Source organism: Pseudomonas sp. E1MeOHC2 (genome assembly GCF_058745025.1).
In genome coordinates, this window is record NZ_CP196675.1 from 5,479,332 (window position 1) to 5,494,150 (window position 14,819).

The window sequence follows — 14,819 nt, forward strand, 5'->3', positions numbered from 1 at the left end:
CCGACGCCAGACTGCGGCTTTCCCCTGCCAGAGTCGTCGCGCCCATGGAGCAGTTCCTGATCATCGCCCTCGCCCACTTCCTTGCCCTGCTTTCACCCGGGCCGGACTTTTTCCTGGTTGCACGCACCTCGATCAGTAGCGGTTGGCGCACCGCCAGCGGCGCGTGCCTGGGTATCGCTGTGGCCAATGGCGCCTTCATTGCCATGGCGTTTACCGGGTTGTCGATACTGCGCGAAGGCAGCACGTTGTTTATCGCCTTGCAACTGGCCGGCGCGGCCTACCTGCTGTATATCGGCAGCCAGTTCTTGCGGCATGCGGGCCACTCCAGCCTGGCTGCGGTCGCTGGCAACGGGGCCATGCAGGGTTGGTGGCACAGCGGTGCGATGGGCTTTGTGTCGGGCATTCTCAACCCCAAGAACGCACTGTTCTACGCCAGCCTCGCCAGCATGGTCAGCAGCAGCAGCGTCGGCTGGAAGGTGGCCTATGCGAGCTGGATGTTCAGCATCGTGCTGCTCTGGGACTTGCTGGTAGCCGTGGCCATCGGCAATCAGCGCGTGTTGCAGCGTTTCGCCCGGACCCTGCCCTGGCTGGAACGGGCCTCGGGCGTCATGTTGATGCTGTTGGCCGGCGCATTGATCGTGCACCTTGCTCGGGGCTGACCAGTTCAAGGGTTGCCAGGTCGATCAGGCTGAAATGGCCACTGGCCCAGCCACCGGTGTCCAGGTGCCAGACATTGCCCAGCTGCTTGACCTCAAGCACGGGCGTGTGCCCGACCAGCAAGGCACGGATGCCTTGCACGGGCTGGGTGTCGCCCACCTTCAGCCGGCGCCGCGACCATTGGCAGACCTCACGCACCTCGGGGTCGTCATCCCGTTCCAGCCAGGTACGCAACACGGACCAATCGGCAAACGGGCTGTCGGCATGCAACAGGCCGATCAGGCCCGATGCACTTTCGACCTCCATGCCGATCGGCAACTGCTCGAAGCGTTCGACGAAGCGCGCCTGCTCCCTACTGGGCAGTTCGAGAAACCAGCCTCCACCGGCCGCGTAGTACATCTGAAGGTCGAGCCGGCCGCCACGCAGGTAGGTAATCGCCAGCGCCTCATGGTTACCTTGCACCGCATGGAACCAAGGGCAGTCCAGCCACGCCAGCGCCGCTTGGCTGAGCGGGCCGCGGTCGACCAGGTCGCCGACGCTGAACAGCCGGTCCACCGCTGGGTTGAACCCGACCGCTTCCAGGCACCGGACGAGGCGCCCGAAGTGCCCGTGGATATCCCCTACTGCCAGATCGCGCCCCTGGGTATTGGCGGCTATCCGTCGAAACCGGCTCATTACAATCTCCCTCTGCTGGGGCGCCCATGGCAGGCGTAGAATGGGGGTACACGCAAACCGCCCCGGAGGTGCATCATGCGTACCGCCCTCGTGTGTGCCGTGCTCATGGCGCTGTCATTGGACAGCATGGCACAAGGCGCCCCGGCCGCGCAGGTCGAGGTGCGTTTCGACCATCCCGAAAAATTCCGCGATGCCAGCCTCGACAGTGCCGGGTATGAGCGCGGTGCCGATGCCTATGTCATGAAGACCCTGACCGAGTACCTGCAGAAACTGGGCAAGCGCTACTTGCAAGCCGACCAGCAACTGGTGATCGACATCCGCGACATCGACCTGGCCGGGCGTTTCGAGCCTTGGCACAGTCGTGCCTACGACGTGCGCTTCATGCGCGAAATCACCTGGCCGACCATCGACCTCAGCTACACCCTCAACCAACCCGGCAAACCCGCCCAGCACGCCCAGGAGCGAGTCAGCGACAAGATGTACCTCAGCCGCCCAGGGCGCGTGACCAGCAGCAGCGACCGCCTGTATGCCGAAAAGGCCATGCTCAACGACTGGTTCCGCCAGCGCTTCGCGCCGCATCCGGCGTCCTTAACAATCCTTCACTAGTACAGGTGTTGCCGCCGATAGTAAGCTCGGCCTTTGGACCTGTACCAGGGAAGGATGTGTTGATGAAACTCTGCGCCGTGCAACTGGCGTCGCTCAAGGGCGACGTCCAGGGCAACCTCGAACGCCACCTCCATTGCATCGAGCAGGCGGCGGCGCTGGGTGCCGAGCTGGTGGTGTTTCCTGAACTTTCATTGACCGGCTACGAACCGACCCTGGCCCGCCAAGCTGCTTTGCCCCTGTCATCGTCGCGGCTCGACCCGCTGCAGGCGCTGTGCGATCGACATGGCCTCTCGGTTGCCGTGGGTCTGCCGTTGCCAACCCCTGACGGCATTCGCATCGGCATGCCAATCCTGAGCCCGCGTGCGCCCCGTCAGGCCTATGCCAAACAGCGCCTGCACAGCGATGAACTGCCCTACTTCGTCGCAGGCGATCAACCCTTGGTATTCGAGCTGGACGAGCTTCGGGTGGCGCCTGCCATCTGTTACGAGTCGATGTTCATCGACCATGCGGCAGAGGCGCGCGCACAGGGTGCGCAGGTGTACCTGGTGAGTGTGGCGAAAACCGCCAAGGGCATTGGTGAAGGCTACGAACACTACCGCGAGGTCGCTCGCACGCTGGGCTTGAGCGTACTGCTGGCCAACTGCGTCGGGCCAGCCGATACATTCGTTGGCGCAGGCGGGTCTGCGGCATGGGATAGCCAGGGGCGGCTGTTGGCCAGCCTGGATGACAGCTGCGAAGGCCTGATTGTGCTGGATACCACCAACGACAGCGCGACTGCCGTAGCGTTGGGGACGTTCCCTGCGTGAAGTATCTGTTGTTGACGCTGGCGAGCTACGCGTCCATTCATTATCTGGTCGGGCTGTTGATCCAGGGTCAGTTGGCCGATATCGCCGAGGGCCTGCGCCATCGGCCCGATGCCCCGACGCCTGGCGAGTACCTGCGCGAAGTCAGGCCCCATGCGCGACGGGCCCACCGGCAGTACACCTTGATGGCCGGGTCAGCGCTGGCGCTGGTGGCCTGCCTGATCGCCAGCTGGGTCGGCTGACTGACGCGAGCAAGCGCCGCATTGCCCTGTTCAAAGCGCCAATGCCAGGCTTTCCCGCCCCTCCAGCGCCAGCAGATACTGCTTCGCCTGAAGCCCTCCGGCAAAACCGGTGAGGCTGCCCGAAGCGCCGATCACCCGATGGCAAGGCGCAATGATGGAGATCGGGTTACGACCATTGGCCGCGCCCACCGCACGGACCGCGCTAGGGTTGCCGATCTGCCGGGCGATGTCGCCGTAGCTGCGGGTTTCCCCAAAAGGGATGGTCAGCAAGGCATCCCACACCTGGCGCTGAAACGGCGTCCCGACAAAGTCCAACGCCAGGTCAAAGCGCCGCCGCGTGCCGGCAAAGTACTCGCCCAACTGGCGGGCGGTGTCCAGCAGAACCGGGCAGTGATCGTCGCGGTGGAGCTCACCGAGGCGCACGCGGTTCTCTCGCTCCTCCTCCCACAACACCGCTGCCAGCCGCTCGCCACGGGCCACCAGCGTCAGCGTGCCGACGGGGGATTGCATGAAGGTGAAGGCGCTGGACATCAGGGGGGCTCCTGCAGGGTACTAGACAGTCAGCGCACTCTACGCATGCCCAAGGCTGTGCGCACCCGCTTTCTTGCTCAACCAATCCCACAGCCGGCAATGCGCCTCGCCTCGCTGAGATCGACCTTGGGAATCAACTCGGCCGGAATACGCGAAGCCGCCGACAGGTTGTAAACGTGAAAATGCTCATTCACCACGTGCCGCGCCATCAGCGTCAGTGACGGCAGGATACGGCTGTCCCAATGCTGGTCCAGGCCACAGGGCGAGTGTTCACCGTCCGCGGTTTCGTAGAAGCGCCCCACCGTCTGGTCAAGGTCCACCCCCACCAGCAGCACCTCTTCGAAACCCAGGTGATACGCCAGTTGCAGGGCCACATAAGCGACTGTGCGAGCATCGAAGAAGCCCTGCGACAGGTCCTTGCTGAAGGCGATCGAGCGGGACCGTTTGCTCCACAACGCACGCTTGCAGACGCAACTGTCTCCATGCCCGCGCATGCCGTCGAGCAAGCCTGGCGTGTGTGCCTTGTGCAAGGCATAACATTCGCTGGAGGCTGGAATATCGGCGCCCTGAAACTGCTCTGGCCACAACGCCAGGCGTTGACTGTCACGCAGGGCGGTAGCAAACAGCTCAGGTTGCTGTTGCCCAAAACTCTTGTCGGTGCACACGTAAAAGAACGGCCTCACACCATGCTCGGCAGTCATGGAAACCGAACCGTTCATGGCGATGATTGGCAAATGGGCAAAGTCGCCCAGTGGGAAATGTTTTGCTGATGCGCCCGAGGCCAGAATCACCACGGGGCCTTGTTGGGTATTGCGACACGCCTCAAAACTGGAGAACGCCCCGCGTTCAGCGCTTGGCTGCGACGGAAGTGTGTTCATCATTTGCCACTTTGGACTGGACAGTACAAAACACGATACCGGTCCTTGTACGCACATCGAGCGCTTTTACATAAACCTTACACAAAGCGACTGATGGGTCTAGATATGTCCAAAAATTAAATGAGCTAACACCGTTTTCCAGACAGGTGCTGTGCATCTACAGACCCGCAAAGTCAGTACTCGTTCATTCGTCGTTTCTTCATGAGCCTCCTTGATGGTAATCCACAACCGGACTAATACTTAGGTCTCTGCCTGGGGAGGCACGAAACATGCAACCAAGATTCGTTATCGTTCCGGCGGTGCCCATCGAAAAGGAGTCGTTCCGTGTCGGTAGCCGTTACTACGCCGCTACCGTATGCGGTGGGTTCGACATCTATGACAACCTGGCGAAGGAGCGGCTCAAACCCAGCTACCCAAGCAAGACCGATGCGGAGGTACAGTGTCAGCGGATGAACAGAAGCCCGAGGTAAGATGATTTGCGCAGAGCACAAGGCTTTCTCTACCAGGAGCACAGCCATGAACACGCCCACTTCAACGTTGCTGTTCGCGCTGGCAGCCCTCGCCGGCTGCTCGACCCCTTCATCGCTCTACCACGACCAACCCGTGGTCGCGAAAGTCGAAACCGGCATGAGCAAAGAGCACGTCCTGCAGGTGGGCGGCAAACCTGACGCCGAGTCCGAACGAGACGTGGTGCCGGGTACCTGCTTTGACTACATGCTTGTCAAAGCAGGCAAAAGGCAACCTTACAGCGTCAGCTTCAACAGCGCAGACAAGGTCGACAGAACCGGCTTCATGACGTGTGCCGAGTGGAGCAATGCCCAGCACAAGGCCAGGCAGCCGGCGACCAACATGGGCGGCATGGGCGGCGCGGGTTACTGACCTCAGTCCAGGCACTCTCTGGCCGCCTGGCGCAGCTTGTCGCCCGACAGGAAACTGCCCTTGTAGAACGTCGCCCGGCTACCATCGCGGGCGTCGACCACCTCCAGGACATCGTCAGATGCCACTGCGCTGGGTGCTGTCAATCGATAGCCGTGAGCGATGGACTTTTGCGTGGCAAGTGGCGCCAGTGCTTGCCACTTAGGCATTACACAGGCGGCATATTGCACGGGTGTCTTGTGGGTCAGCTTACTGGCTGTGGGTTTACCAGGCGTTGCGCAACCGGCAACGCTGGCCGCCACGAAGGCGCAGCAGAAGATACGAAATGTAGGCATTTGCAATTGGCCAATAGGGGTACGGAGCATTCTACCGGGGGTTGCGCGGCGGTTCCAATCAACCAAGGTCGTGGCCATGCCGGCCGCCTTCTCAATGAACGATTGAATCTGCTTCGACCTACGCCACCTCCTACCTGTCAATTCTGCTAGTGGCGATAACAGCCAGGCGCGCCGATAGTGGGCATACGGATGTTCATCAGCTGTCTTTCGAAAGGAGCCTCTACGCATGCCCGCCAAGATCACACGTTTTTTCTACCAGAACGGCCTTCTTCACACGCTGAAAACAGGCGATGAGGGCCGCGTTATCTTCCGCACTCCAGACATGCCACTTGCGGAACAAGGGGCTGACAACGCGCAAAACAATGGCTTGTTGGCAACAGACGATAAAGGCTCGGTGCTTCAGGTACAGGGTAGTGCAGTCGAAAAGCCATGCGCTGATCAGGCCTAGCGTTTGAGGCTTCACTTGCCATGCCCCTCTTAATGCGGTGTCATTGCCCGCCCAACAGGCTTTGCAGCGCAGGACGCCCATGCCGCATTTTGACTGGCTAGCTAATCATATGAACCATTGCGACACCTTCGCTCAATGGATTCATCAGCAATTCAAGTACGAATTCGAGGGCGTTGACCTCGCCCTCTGGCAGCAGGCCTTCGCTGACGGCCAGGGCAATGGTCAATGGAAATGCCTGATTGCCCTGGATCAAGGTCAGCTTCTGGGCGGTGCAGCCCTGGCAGCTGAAGACCTGCCCTCACGCCCGGACCTCGGCCCTTGGCTTGCCTGCGTGTTCGTTGACCCGGCAGCCAGAGGGGGCGGAATCGCCGAACAGCTGATCGAGGGCATATGCTCGCACGCCCGCAGTACCGGCCTTGAAACCTTGTACCTGCACACCAGTGACAAACACGCTTACTATGCCAAGCGTGGCTGGGCGGTCATTGAACAGTTCGAAGCCTGGGGCAAGGCGCAATGGCTGATGTCGCGGGTACTTCGCTGAACGACACCCAACCGATGCAGTAACGCCCAATGGGGGGTGTAGAAGCAGACTTCAAGGAACACACTCACGATCATGGAAACACTTCAAACCATCAAATCAGACCTCGTCACTACAGCCGATCACCTCGATGAACTCAGCAAGGCCATGACCGGGCATGCCAGGTTCATGGAAGCCAGAGCCACCTCCGAGACCAAGATCGATGTACGCGCTCACATCAAGTCCATCGATGGGGTTGCCGAAGAGTTGAGGTCCGTTGCAGCAAGAATCAAAGATGATGCATGACCGCGCTCAGCACATTGCTCAACTACTGGCCCCTCTGCCCGCTACTTCAAGCAGGCAACTGCTCGGTGACAGGAGATGATGCTTCAGTGTTTACCGTCTAGTTCCGGTGGCCATGCGCTCATGAAAATGATGACCCCAGGTATGGAAAGCGCCAGCAGGTACTGGCCGGGGTGAACCACCACGCCAAAGGCCCAGAACGCCATTAGAACTCCGCCGACAACACGCCGCTGTCGAGGGGAAAAACGCTTTTGAAAGGTTTCCAGTTTTTTACGCCAAGCCATTTTCACACGCCCTATTTCCGCACTCATGTCCATTGTGTCGGCTTGCAGATCCGCAGCAGGTCATTATCACTCCGTCTTGCTCTGATAGTTCGCAGCGCCGCCCGTGGCTTCGAAATACGTGCCAGAGAATTTCTTCAATGGGGATGCGCTGGTTAGCAGCGCTCATTCTACCCTACCAAAGCCCCGGGTCATGGCATTAGCGTTAGCGCGGGACAGCCACGTACCAACTGGTTAATGCCTTCTCCGCCGACTCTCTATATCATTGCCCCCAGCCAGGCATGGCTTTTTGCTATGGCATTCAAACATTGATCGCCAGCCCCGGAATTCGGACTCCCCTCAGGTATTGCCGTGAAGCGTGACATCCACCTCGTTGTTCTTCTGCTGTCGGTCATTGGTTGTTCACTCGCCTCATTGACGCTGTGGAAGGTCATGGCCTCCCGCGAACGAGCCCTGGAAGACATCAACATCCACAGCCTGAACCTGACCCAGGCGCTATCCACCTATTCAGAAGGCATCGTAAGGCAAAGCTCACTGCTACTGCTCGGCCTGGTCGAGCGCCTGGAAACCGAAGGCAGCGGGCCAGCCCAGATCGAGCGCCTGAGCCAACTGGTCAGCCGTCAGCAGCCCCTGATGCCGCAGTTGAGCGGCGTCACCCTTTACGCCAAGGACGGACACTGGCTGATGTCGTCCAACCGTCCGATCCCCGCCGGCGCCAACAGCAGCGACCGGGCCTACTTCATCCACCACCGCGACGACCCTTCCCGCGAGCCCTTCATCGGCCTGCCCATTCGCAGCCGCACCAACCACGAATGGGTGATCACCATCAGCCGACGCTTCAACGACAGCCGCGGCGAGTTTGCCGGCGTCGTGGCTGTGACCCTTGGCGTGAAGAACTTCCTGCGTCTCTTCGGCAAGCTCGAGGTGGGCCATGACGGCGCCATCGGCCTGTCATACACCGACGGCTCCATGCTGGTGCGCTACCCGTTTCGGGAACAGGACATGGGGCGCAATTTCTCGAAGTCGCCAATCTACGCCAAGTACCTGGTCGACCAGTCGGTGGGCACCGCCTCGTTCACCTCGAGCCTGGACGGCGTGGAGCGACTATATGCGTTTCGCAAGAGTGACAAGCTACCGTTAGTGACGACGGTCGCGCTGGGCAAACGCGAGGCCCTTGCCGCCTGGCAGCTGGAGGCGTTGCTGTCATTGCTGGTGGTCTGCGGATTGCTCGCGCTCATCGGTGCCATTGGCGGCTTGCTCATTCGTGCCATGGGGCGACGTATCACGGTGGAAAGCGAACTGAGAGTGGCCCAACAGCAGTTGCTTGACAGCAATCAGAAGCTCGAACGCCTAGCGATGCACGATGCGCTGACCGGGCTTGCCAACCGACGCTGCTTTGACCAAACGCTGGCCGAGGAGCACCTCAGAGCCCGTCGAAATGGCACACCGCTGGCGTTGCTGATGATTGATATCGATCATTTCAAACGCTACAACGACACCTACGGGCATCCGGCTGGCGACGCTTGCCTGCAGCAGGTTGCCCGTCTGCTCTCGGCCTGCATCCGCCGCCCCTCAGACCTGCTGGCGCGCTACGGGGGCGAAGAGATGGCTGTGATTCTGCCCGACACCGGCAGCGCCGGTGCGGCCATCGTTGCGCAGTTGATGCTTGATCGGTTGACGTCTGAACGTATCGCTCACCCGACCAGTCCTTTTGCACATGTGACCGTCAGTATCGGTATCGCATGTGCTACCGAGCCCACCCTCGACAGCTGGCCGGCGCTGCTGGAGCGCGCAGACCAGGCGCTCTATATCGCGAAGGAAGCGGGCCGCAATTGCCTGCATGTCGGCTGAACGAAAGCCCGAAACGTCTCCAGCTTAGTCCTAGCCCCCCCACGGCGAAAACGATCGTGACTGGCCACCCATCCAGCATGGACGCAAAGCCAGTAACCCACACGCCCTCCTCCATAGTAGCGTTGCGCATTCAACGAACTTGCAGGTCCGTCACTAGGCCGACGGACTTGAGCGATTCTGACCAGGAGGTCACATGCAAGGTGTTCAGGTAATAGACCAGGCAGCGCTGGATTCGGCGCTGATTGCGTTTGCCCGCTACAAAATCGGAGAAACTAAAATTTTCGACCTGGAGCGTGCAATGAGCTTTGAAGTAGGGGAAGCCTTGTCCAAGAGCGGGTTGGTGAGGTTCTCAATTGCGAAATCCATGTCCGGTCGCTACCGCATCAGCGATGAAGGAGAGAACGCCATCACGGACGCTGGGCGGGCACGCCTTAAGGTAATCCGCGGGTAACACCGCCTTCGTCAACCCGTTCAGCCAGCTTCATCTCCAGCGCCTGATGCTGCGCCTGGAGGTGAAGCTTGGTCCTCACTCCGCCAGCCCCTTCGTGCGCCAACCGAGCAAAGATGGCCTCCTCGGACGGCGAGAAGCCGGAGCATTGCCTACCTTTCTCACTTCGTAGCACCTCGAAGCACTCGCCAGTTTCTGGTCGCCCAAGCCACGGCGAATGGGCAAGAAGTGGGTAGGAAAACCTTGAGGGCACGACTACAATCGCGCCCTCTTCAGGAAGGCATGTCAATGACCGAACGTTATTCACACCTCGATGGGCTCCGCGGGCTGGCTGCACTGGCGGTTGTTTTCTGTCATTTTGTACAGCTTTACCTACCCGCTGCATTCCTTCGCACTGCTCCCGACCATTTCGGTGAGTCGAAGATATCGGCATCACCGCTAAACTTGGTATTCAATGGCAATTTCGCGGTGGCGATTTTCTTCGTGTTAAGCGGCTTTGTGCTTGCCGCCCCTTTCTTCAATGGCCAATCTTCAAGGTGGTACATCAAAGCAGCCATCAAGAGATACCCTAGACTGGCACTGCCAGCCTTGGCATCCACGCTAATTCCCTGCCTGATCTACCTCACCTTCGGCTCAAACTTTTCAGCTACAACCCCACTGTCGGGTTATACGAAAACCGAGTACTTCTCCGGGTTTGATAGTATTACAACCGCTGTATGGCAAGGCCTGATAGGGTCTTTCCTATTCGCCGAACAGGACTATAACCGAGTGCTTTGGACGATCCGCACCGAGCTAATTGGCTCGTTCGGAATCTTTGTCATGCTGCCACTACTGGGCAGGTACCCAGCGCGGTTCATCGCCTATGCCGCCCTTGTACTCATCCTTAAAGACTCGTTCTTGCTGGGCTTTGTACTCGGCGCCCTGGCGGCCGATCTGGCATTCGGGCTTCGCGTCAGCATCAATCGAGCCGCGTCACTGACCCTTTTTGTGCTTGGCCTGTATTTAGGCGCATTCCCCTATGTCGGCCAAGACCTGTTGATATGGCGACCGATCACCGCCATTCCACTTAAAAATATCTTTATAGTTTCACACCTTGCTGGCGCTTTCCTGTGCATCATTGCGCTTGCGGGCCTTCCATCGCTCCAGCGCCTTTTGACGACTCGCCCCTGTGCCTTCCTGGGAAGAATCTCATACTCCATGTACCTGATTCATTTCACCGTTATTGGGTTCCTTGGGTCATCTCTCATCGTCAACATGGCAAGCCTCGGCTATGGCACCTCACTTTTCATAACCTTGGGCATTCTACTTCCCGTCGTAATTGCATCAGCCTATCTGTTTACGATCATGATCGATGAACCCTCGATCAGGCTTAGCAACCGCTTGGCCAAAACGCTAATGAATTCGCCAAGGTCTACATCAGCTGCTTAGCGGGCACGCGCAGGGATGCGCAACTCTGTGAATGCAAAAACCCGGCGCAATGGCCGGGTCCTTTTTGTCATTCGATAGCGTGTAGGTTCGCCCTCTTTTCTTGCAAGGTAAGCTCTCCAAATCGACGCGGGTTCCGCCGCCGAACACACCGGCAGCTCGTGCCGGATTCGAGTGACACGACACGTCACTGTTTCGTCTCGATGAGTCATATTGATGCCTTCCAACTCTCAGGCTAATACTTAAGTCTCAACCTGGGGAGGTATGAAAAATGCAACCGCGATTCGTTATCGTTCCAGCTGTACCCTTGGAAAAAGAGTCGTTCAGATCTGGATCTCGTTACTATGCCGCTACCGTTTCGGGTGGTTTTGACATTTACGACAACCAAGAGAAGGCACGACTGCGACCGAGCTACGCGACAAGAACGCAAGCCGAATCTGCACGTGTGAAGCTGAACAGCGAGTGCCGTAACCCCGACGAACTCTTCCCGCTGTTTCGGGTAGAGCTTTCAAACGCGAACTAGAACTTACTGCATTTCCTCGCCGTATCATCGTCGCGCCACGGAACGGCGCACTTTGATTTTGTGGCGCGCGCTGAATGACATCCCGCGACGCTTGAGCTCATACATCTCGAATGACTTGCTGATCTCGCCCGGCTCAGTCTGGAGCACACCGTGAGTGGCCGAGCCTCGCAGATCCCACCTGTCCGTCGAAGACATCACCACACTATTGGCTAGCAGTGTCCAGGACTCCCGGAGGTTGCGCTGGCTGCAGTGATGATTTTCGCTGGCGGGTAATGCTGTTCACTTAAGCTCTGCATCGCCTGCATTGGGGCCGCTTTGCGGCCCCGGCATTCTTAAGTGAACAGCATGTCGCTCTTGGCGGGGCTCTGTCATCAGCAACAACTTCAATGCTGAACAACCACTGGCGGCCCAAGCACTAGAGAAACATTGGCATAGGCGCCCTTTCGAAAAATCTGGAGCAAGGTGGCCGACCCTGTCGGAACCTTGTTAATGCCGACCAGAAAATCAATATCATCTCTGACCGGCACCCCATCAACCTTCACAATGACATCGGCAAACTGCAGACCCGCTCGCTCTGCCGGCCCGCCCGGAGAAATCTTCTCAATGGATGCTCCCTCCAGCGGCATACCTAGCCGGGCAGCCTTGATAGGGTCCATGGAAGAAATTGCCGCGCCAACCCTCCCCGGTAGGAAGGGGCTTGGTGCCGGGCAATCGCGACCTGAAAGAGCATGATCGATAGCCTTCTTTTTGCTATCAGCAAGATCCCTGAATTCAGGCCCCAACTGTGCACTCCGGATCAGCGCCACATTCAGGTAGTCGCAGGACTTCCCGTGATAGGCCTCTGGGGTTTCTTTCGCTACCCATTGAGCCAGCGAAGTTTGCGAAGAACCGCGTTCCGAAGTTGATCCTTGAAAATGTGCAGTCGGCTGAGGAGCACTAGCAGGCACTGACGCTGTAGCAGTTGGCGCCGCAGCGTACGCGCCTGCGGGAAGCTTGCCGCCCGCCTTGATGTACTCAAGACCGCCAGGCGGCAAGTCTGCCTGAAGCTCTTTCAAGGACTCAGGATGTTGGAGGATATAGTCGATAGCCCCTGCCTGGTTGACGGTCGTGCCCGGCATGCAGCCTTGCTCTTGCTCAACCTGTTCTACCGAGGCGTGCGTCCAACGGCCATGTTTTTGCACATAATCAGCGTGTTCACCTGTGTTTGAAAGCAAGATACCCGCATTTTGTCGATCAACGGCAAGCTCGAGACAGGTTTTACCGCGAAAGTTAGCGGGCGCAAGGCTCACACTTTCTGGCGTTTCGCTATCTAGAGACGCTTGCGCCATGCTATTGAGGACCATTTGGTCAACACATCCAGAAAGATTGACCATAACCAACGACAACGCAGCGAAACTGACTACCCTGCTCATATCTCATTCACCTAGATGCCAATACGGCATCATTATCGAACGATTCCATATTAGCAATACGGTATTTGCGATGGCCTGGGCTTGGGGGTTGGTCTTTTCACCTACTGACAATGACGCAGTTTCTTAGTGGTGTATAGCGGTGGCAAAGGGTTGATTTCATTGGGCCAGACACCCTCCATCCCCCTCAATTCCTCATCAGTGGTATCAAAATTGGTATCACCTGGTGGCTGTCGCTGACTGTCCGCTTTCGACCCATAGCTGCCCTTCACGGATGGCTATCGGCGGCCAAAAGTGTGCGCCCGAACGATGCCAGATCAGGTAGCCTGCCACCACTTCCGCGCGATTTGCTCGAAATGCTCAAGACCGTGCAAAGTCCATTTAATAATGCTTCTCAGTTAGTGTAAGATCCGCGGCTCTCCGGCGGGGCCGGTTCACTGACTTAGGGCTGAGCATGTCACGCATTGGCACCTCTGATTTGCTAACCAACTTCCACGAGCACTACGCGGAACTGATGGCGTTCTTGGCTCGGCGGCTGGGTAACGTAGATCAAGCTGCCGATGTGGCCCAAGATACCTATTTGCGTTTGGTCAACCTGCCAGCGGGCGAACCGATACAGGAGCCTCGCGCGTTCCTGTTCCGCATTGCCGGCAACCTGGCCATTGATCGCATGCGTCGGGAGGGGAGACTGACTGCCTTGCAAGCCGATGAGTCACAGGCCTTGGAGATCTGCGATCCACGCCCTTCACCAGAGACTGCTTTGATCACGGATGAGGCCTTGGCGCAGCTCGATATTGCCATGGAGAAGTTGCCGAATAACGCACGTCTGGCGCTGTTGCTCAACCGCCTAGAGGGGCTGACACATGCGCAGATCGCCATAAGACTCGGCGTTTCCGAAAGCACTGTGGGGAAGTACATTGTTCAAGCTGTACGGCATTGTCGCGACACATTGAGGCGGTCGGAGTGAAGATGAACCGCTTGCCTCATACGAACGTGTCCCCCCAAACTCTGACGCCTCTTCACACTTCTCAGCTTGCAGAGCCAATGACTGACACTGTTGATCCTTCCGATCTGGAAGACCAGGCCCTAGAGATGCTGGTACATCTGGACTCTGGCCGGGCTACTACGGCCGATCATCTGGCCTATGAAAACTGGTGCCAGCGTTCTGCAATCCATGCTCACGCCGCAAGAAGCGCCGAGGCATTGTGGGGCGCATTCCCACGCACAAAAACAGCCCAACAGTTTGTTAATCCGCCCCCCGAGAAGCATCGCAAACCCGTACGCGCCCTGTGGGTAGCCGGCATGGCTGCTTGTTTTGCATGGGTGGTGTTCAGTGGGGCACTGTCACGCAATTGGTCATCGCTTTCTGCCGATCATGTGACTGACGCTGGGGAGCGGCGGGAGTTGCGACTTCAAGATGGCAGCCTGCTGTGGATGAATGGTGACACCGTGCTGTCGGTGAATTACAGCCCTGGCCAACGCGGCATCACGCTCTATCAAGGGGAAGCGCTGTTCGAAGTAGCCAAGGATCCATCGCGGCCTTTTATCGTTCACGCCGCTCAAGGTGAAGTACAGGCGGTTGGTACACGTTTCGATGTGGATCAGCGCGGCGACAAGGTCACCGTCCAGGTAAGCGAAGGGATAGTTCAGCTCAGTTCGGGCGGGGAGACCCTGCGTCTGCCCGCAGGGCAATCCTCAGCCTATCGCCAAGGGCTGGCGCCGCAGATGGCGGTGAACGTCGATGTGCAGAGTGTCGCCACCTGGCAGCGAGGCAAATTGATTTTCAATGCGCGGCCGCTGGGCGATGTTCTCGCTGAGCTTGACCGGTACATCCCTGGCGTCCTGTACCTGACCGATGAAACGCTGGCGGCAAAGCGTATCAGCGGGATATTCGACGTGGATGATCCACAAGCGGCGCTCAAAGCGCTGGAGCAGACGCAACCACTTCGTATTACCCGATTACCGTTACTCACCGTAGTGCGGCCCAAGAGCTGATGTAAGGCCGGCATCC

Annotated in this window: 21 protein-coding genes; 15 read left to right on the forward strand and 6 right to left on the reverse strand. The window is 58.6% G+C overall.

Translation table 11 applies throughout. The features are described 5' to 3' along the window. Positions 1 to 44 precede the first annotated feature (44 nt). Complete coding sequence (locus tag ACSSU5_RS24830) at positions 45 to 659, forward strand: LysE family translocator (protein ID WP_492561364.1); 615 nt, start codon at positions 45 to 47, stop codon at positions 657 to 659. On the opposite strand, the gene ACSSU5_RS24835 is transcribed toward ACSSU5_RS24830, so the two are convergent. Further along, entirely contained in the window at positions 607 to 1,332 is a 726-nt protein-coding gene (locus ACSSU5_RS24835) for a metallophosphoesterase (RefSeq protein WP_492560112.1), read from the reverse strand. The genes ACSSU5_RS24830 and ACSSU5_RS24835 overlap by 53 nt on opposite strands. Positions 1,333 to 1,407: 75 nt before the next feature. On the opposite strand from ACSSU5_RS24835, the gene ACSSU5_RS24840 reads away from it, so the two are divergent. From ACSSU5_RS24840 to ACSSU5_RS24850, 3 genes are all read left to right on the forward strand, one after another. Next, positions 1,408 to 1,938 (forward strand): DUF3016 domain-containing protein, encoded by a 531-nt coding sequence (locus tag ACSSU5_RS24840; RefSeq protein WP_264313171.1) that lies wholly within the window; start codon positions 1,408 to 1,410, stop codon positions 1,936 to 1,938. A gap of 62 nt (positions 1,939 to 2,000) precedes the next feature. Continuing rightward, the gene (locus ACSSU5_RS24845) at positions 2,001 to 2,744 is read left to right on the forward strand and encodes a carbon-nitrogen hydrolase family protein (protein WP_492560113.1); all 744 of its coding nucleotides are present in this window, start codon (positions 2,001 to 2,003) and stop codon (positions 2,742 to 2,744) included. Beyond that, positions 2,741 to 2,983, forward strand: a complete 243-nt coding sequence (locus ACSSU5_RS24850; RefSeq protein WP_264313169.1) for a hypothetical protein — start codon at positions 2,741 to 2,743, stop codon at positions 2,981 to 2,983. Before ACSSU5_RS24845 ends, ACSSU5_RS24850 begins: the two co-directional genes overlap by 4 nt. Positions 2,984 to 3,013: 30 nt before the next feature. Here ACSSU5_RS24850 and ACSSU5_RS24855 read toward each other — a convergent pair whose 3' ends face one another. Together ACSSU5_RS24855 and ACSSU5_RS24860 are read right to left on the reverse strand one after the other, a co-directional pair. Then, complete coding sequence (locus tag ACSSU5_RS24855) at positions 3,014 to 3,514, reverse strand: methylated-DNA--[protein]-cysteine S-methyltransferase (RefSeq protein ID WP_264313168.1); 501 nt, start codon at positions 3,512 to 3,514, stop codon at positions 3,014 to 3,016. Positions 3,515 to 3,591: 77 nt separating this feature from the next. Then, positions 3,592 to 4,392 carry a WaaZ-like lipopolysaccharide core biosynthesis protein gene (locus ACSSU5_RS24860; protein WP_492560114.1) on the reverse strand — a complete coding sequence of 267 codons (801 nt, stop codon included), beginning with the start codon at positions 4,390 to 4,392 and terminating at the stop codon, positions 3,592 to 3,594. Positions 4,393 to 4,661: 269 nt separating this feature from the next. Between ACSSU5_RS24860 and ACSSU5_RS24865 the strand changes: the two genes are divergently transcribed. Together ACSSU5_RS24865 and osmE are read left to right on the forward strand one after the other, a co-directional pair. Next, positions 4,662 to 4,862: a hypothetical protein gene (locus tag ACSSU5_RS24865; protein ID WP_264313166.1), complete on the forward strand. Its 201-nt coding sequence runs from the start codon at positions 4,662 to 4,664 to the stop codon at positions 4,860 to 4,862. A 46-nt stretch (positions 4,863 to 4,908) separates the two neighbouring features. Next, on the forward strand, positions 4,909 to 5,271 hold the full coding sequence (gene osmE, locus ACSSU5_RS24870) for an osmotically-inducible lipoprotein OsmE (protein WP_264313165.1): 363 nt from the start codon (positions 4,909 to 4,911) through the stop codon (positions 5,269 to 5,271). A gap of 2 nt (positions 5,272 to 5,273) precedes the next feature. On the opposite strand, the gene ACSSU5_RS24875 is transcribed toward osmE, so the two are convergent. Continuing rightward, entirely contained in the window at positions 5,274 to 5,633 is a 360-nt protein-coding gene (locus ACSSU5_RS24875; protein WP_492561365.1) for a hypothetical protein, read from the reverse strand. 196 nt (positions 5,634 to 5,829) lie between these two features. On the opposite strand from ACSSU5_RS24875, the gene ACSSU5_RS24880 reads away from it, so the two are divergent. The 3 genes from ACSSU5_RS24880 (at position 5,830) to ACSSU5_RS24890 (ending at position 6,874) form a co-directional block, all read left to right on the forward strand. Then, entirely contained in the window at positions 5,830 to 6,051 is a 222-nt protein-coding gene (locus ACSSU5_RS24880; RefSeq protein WP_492560115.1) for a hypothetical protein, read from the forward strand. A gap of 79 nt (positions 6,052 to 6,130) precedes the next feature. Further along, positions 6,131 to 6,592, forward strand: coding sequence for a GNAT family N-acetyltransferase (locus ACSSU5_RS24885; RefSeq protein WP_264313162.1), 462 nt, complete (start codon positions 6,131 to 6,133; stop codon positions 6,590 to 6,592). 72 nt (positions 6,593 to 6,664) lie between these two features. Then, positions 6,665 to 6,874 (forward strand): hypothetical protein, encoded by a 210-nt coding sequence (locus ACSSU5_RS24890; RefSeq protein ID WP_492560116.1) that lies wholly within the window; start codon positions 6,665 to 6,667, stop codon positions 6,872 to 6,874. Between the two features lie 83 nt (positions 6,875 to 6,957). Here the strand turns inward: ACSSU5_RS24890 and ACSSU5_RS24895 are convergent, their stop codons facing one another. Next, complete coding sequence (locus ACSSU5_RS24895; protein ID WP_264313160.1) at positions 6,958 to 7,155, reverse strand: hypothetical protein; 198 nt, start codon at positions 7,153 to 7,155, stop codon at positions 6,958 to 6,960. A 348-nt stretch (positions 7,156 to 7,503) separates the two neighbouring features. On the opposite strand from ACSSU5_RS24895, the gene ACSSU5_RS24900 reads away from it, so the two are divergent. From ACSSU5_RS24900 to ACSSU5_RS24915, 4 genes are all read left to right on the forward strand, one after another. Further along, positions 7,504 to 9,003: a sensor domain-containing diguanylate cyclase gene (locus ACSSU5_RS24900; protein WP_492560117.1), complete on the forward strand. Its 1,500-nt coding sequence runs from the start codon at positions 7,504 to 7,506 to the stop codon at positions 9,001 to 9,003. Between the two features lie 193 nt (positions 9,004 to 9,196). Then, positions 9,197 to 9,454 (forward strand): hypothetical protein, encoded by a 258-nt coding sequence (locus tag ACSSU5_RS24905; protein ID WP_264313158.1) that lies wholly within the window; start codon positions 9,197 to 9,199, stop codon positions 9,452 to 9,454. Between the two features lie 285 nt (positions 9,455 to 9,739). Then, a complete protein-coding gene (locus ACSSU5_RS24910) occupies positions 9,740 to 10,879 on the forward strand; it encodes an acyltransferase family protein (RefSeq protein WP_492560118.1) in 1,140 nt (379 codons plus the stop codon). Between the two features lie 268 nt (positions 10,880 to 11,147). Next, entirely contained in the window at positions 11,148 to 11,399 is a 252-nt protein-coding gene (locus ACSSU5_RS24915) for a hypothetical protein (protein ID WP_264313154.1), read from the forward strand. A gap of 383 nt (positions 11,400 to 11,782) precedes the next feature. Here ACSSU5_RS24915 and ACSSU5_RS24920 read toward each other — a convergent pair whose 3' ends face one another. Continuing rightward, positions 11,783 to 12,811, reverse strand: coding sequence for a PDZ domain-containing protein (locus tag ACSSU5_RS24920; protein WP_492560119.1), 1,029 nt, complete (start codon positions 12,809 to 12,811; stop codon positions 11,783 to 11,785). Positions 12,812 to 13,262: 451 nt separating this feature from the next. Between ACSSU5_RS24920 and ACSSU5_RS24925 the strand changes: the two genes are divergently transcribed. Further along, a complete protein-coding gene (locus ACSSU5_RS24925) occupies positions 13,263 to 13,775 on the forward strand; it encodes a sigma-70 family RNA polymerase sigma factor (RefSeq protein WP_492560120.1) in 513 nt (170 codons plus the stop codon). A 77-nt stretch (positions 13,776 to 13,852) separates the two neighbouring features. Next, the gene (locus tag ACSSU5_RS24930; protein WP_492560121.1) at positions 13,853 to 14,803 is read left to right on the forward strand and encodes a FecR family protein; all 951 of its coding nucleotides are present in this window, start codon (positions 13,853 to 13,855) and stop codon (positions 14,801 to 14,803) included. Positions 14,804 to 14,819: the final 16 nt, after the last annotated feature.

Coding starts and splice junctions, on each gene's coding strand:
- ACSSU5_RS24840 (WP_264313171.1), top strand. CDS start 1,408: ATGCGTACCGCCCTCGTGTGTGCCGTGCTCATGGCGCTGTCATTGGAC.
- ACSSU5_RS24885 (WP_264313162.1), top strand. CDS start 6,131: ATGCCGCATTTTGACTGGCTAGCTAATCATATGAACCATTGCGACACC.
- ACSSU5_RS24905 (WP_264313158.1), top strand. CDS start 9,197: ATGCAAGGTGTTCAGGTAATAGACCAGGCAGCGCTGGATTCGGCGCTG.
- osmE (WP_264313165.1), top strand. CDS start 4,909: ATGAACACGCCCACTTCAACGTTGCTGTTCGCGCTGGCAGCCCTCGCC.
- ACSSU5_RS24845 (WP_492560113.1), top strand. CDS start 2,001: ATGAAACTCTGCGCCGTGCAACTGGCGTCGCTCAAGGGCGACGTCCAG.
- ACSSU5_RS24925 (WP_492560120.1), top strand. CDS start 13,263: ATGTCACGCATTGGCACCTCTGATTTGCTAACCAACTTCCACGAGCAC.
- ACSSU5_RS24910 (WP_492560118.1), top strand. CDS start 9,740: ATGACCGAACGTTATTCACACCTCGATGGGCTCCGCGGGCTGGCTGCA.
- ACSSU5_RS24830 (WP_492561364.1), top strand. CDS start 45: ATGGAGCAGTTCCTGATCATCGCCCTCGCCCACTTCCTTGCCCTGCTT.
- ACSSU5_RS24875 (WP_492561365.1), bottom strand. CDS start 5,633: ATGCTCCGTACCCCTATTGGCCAATTGCAAATGCCTACATTTCGTATC.
- ACSSU5_RS24920 (WP_492560119.1), bottom strand. CDS start 12,811: ATGAGCAGGGTAGTCAGTTTCGCTGCGTTGTCGTTGGTTATGGTCAAT.
- ACSSU5_RS24915 (WP_264313154.1), top strand. CDS start 11,148: ATGCAACCGCGATTCGTTATCGTTCCAGCTGTACCCTTGGAAAAAGAG.
- ACSSU5_RS24835 (WP_492560112.1), bottom strand. CDS start 1,332: ATGAGCCGGTTTCGACGGATAGCCGCCAATACCCAGGGGCGCGATCTG.
- ACSSU5_RS24930 (WP_492560121.1), top strand. CDS start 13,853: ATGACTGACACTGTTGATCCTTCCGATCTGGAAGACCAGGCCCTAGAG.
- ACSSU5_RS24855 (WP_264313168.1), bottom strand. CDS start 3,514: ATGTCCAGCGCCTTCACCTTCATGCAATCCCCCGTCGGCACGCTGACG.
- ACSSU5_RS24890 (WP_492560116.1), top strand. CDS start 6,665: ATGGAAACACTTCAAACCATCAAATCAGACCTCGTCACTACAGCCGAT.
- ACSSU5_RS24865 (WP_264313166.1), top strand. CDS start 4,662: ATGCAACCAAGATTCGTTATCGTTCCGGCGGTGCCCATCGAAAAGGAG.
- ACSSU5_RS24895 (WP_264313160.1), bottom strand. CDS start 7,155: ATGGCTTGGCGTAAAAAACTGGAAACCTTTCAAAAGCGTTTTTCCCCT.
- ACSSU5_RS24880 (WP_492560115.1), top strand. CDS start 5,830: ATGCCCGCCAAGATCACACGTTTTTTCTACCAGAACGGCCTTCTTCAC.
- ACSSU5_RS24860 (WP_492560114.1), bottom strand. CDS start 4,392: ATGAACACACTTCCGTCGCAGCCAAGCGCTGAACGCGGGGCGTTCTCC.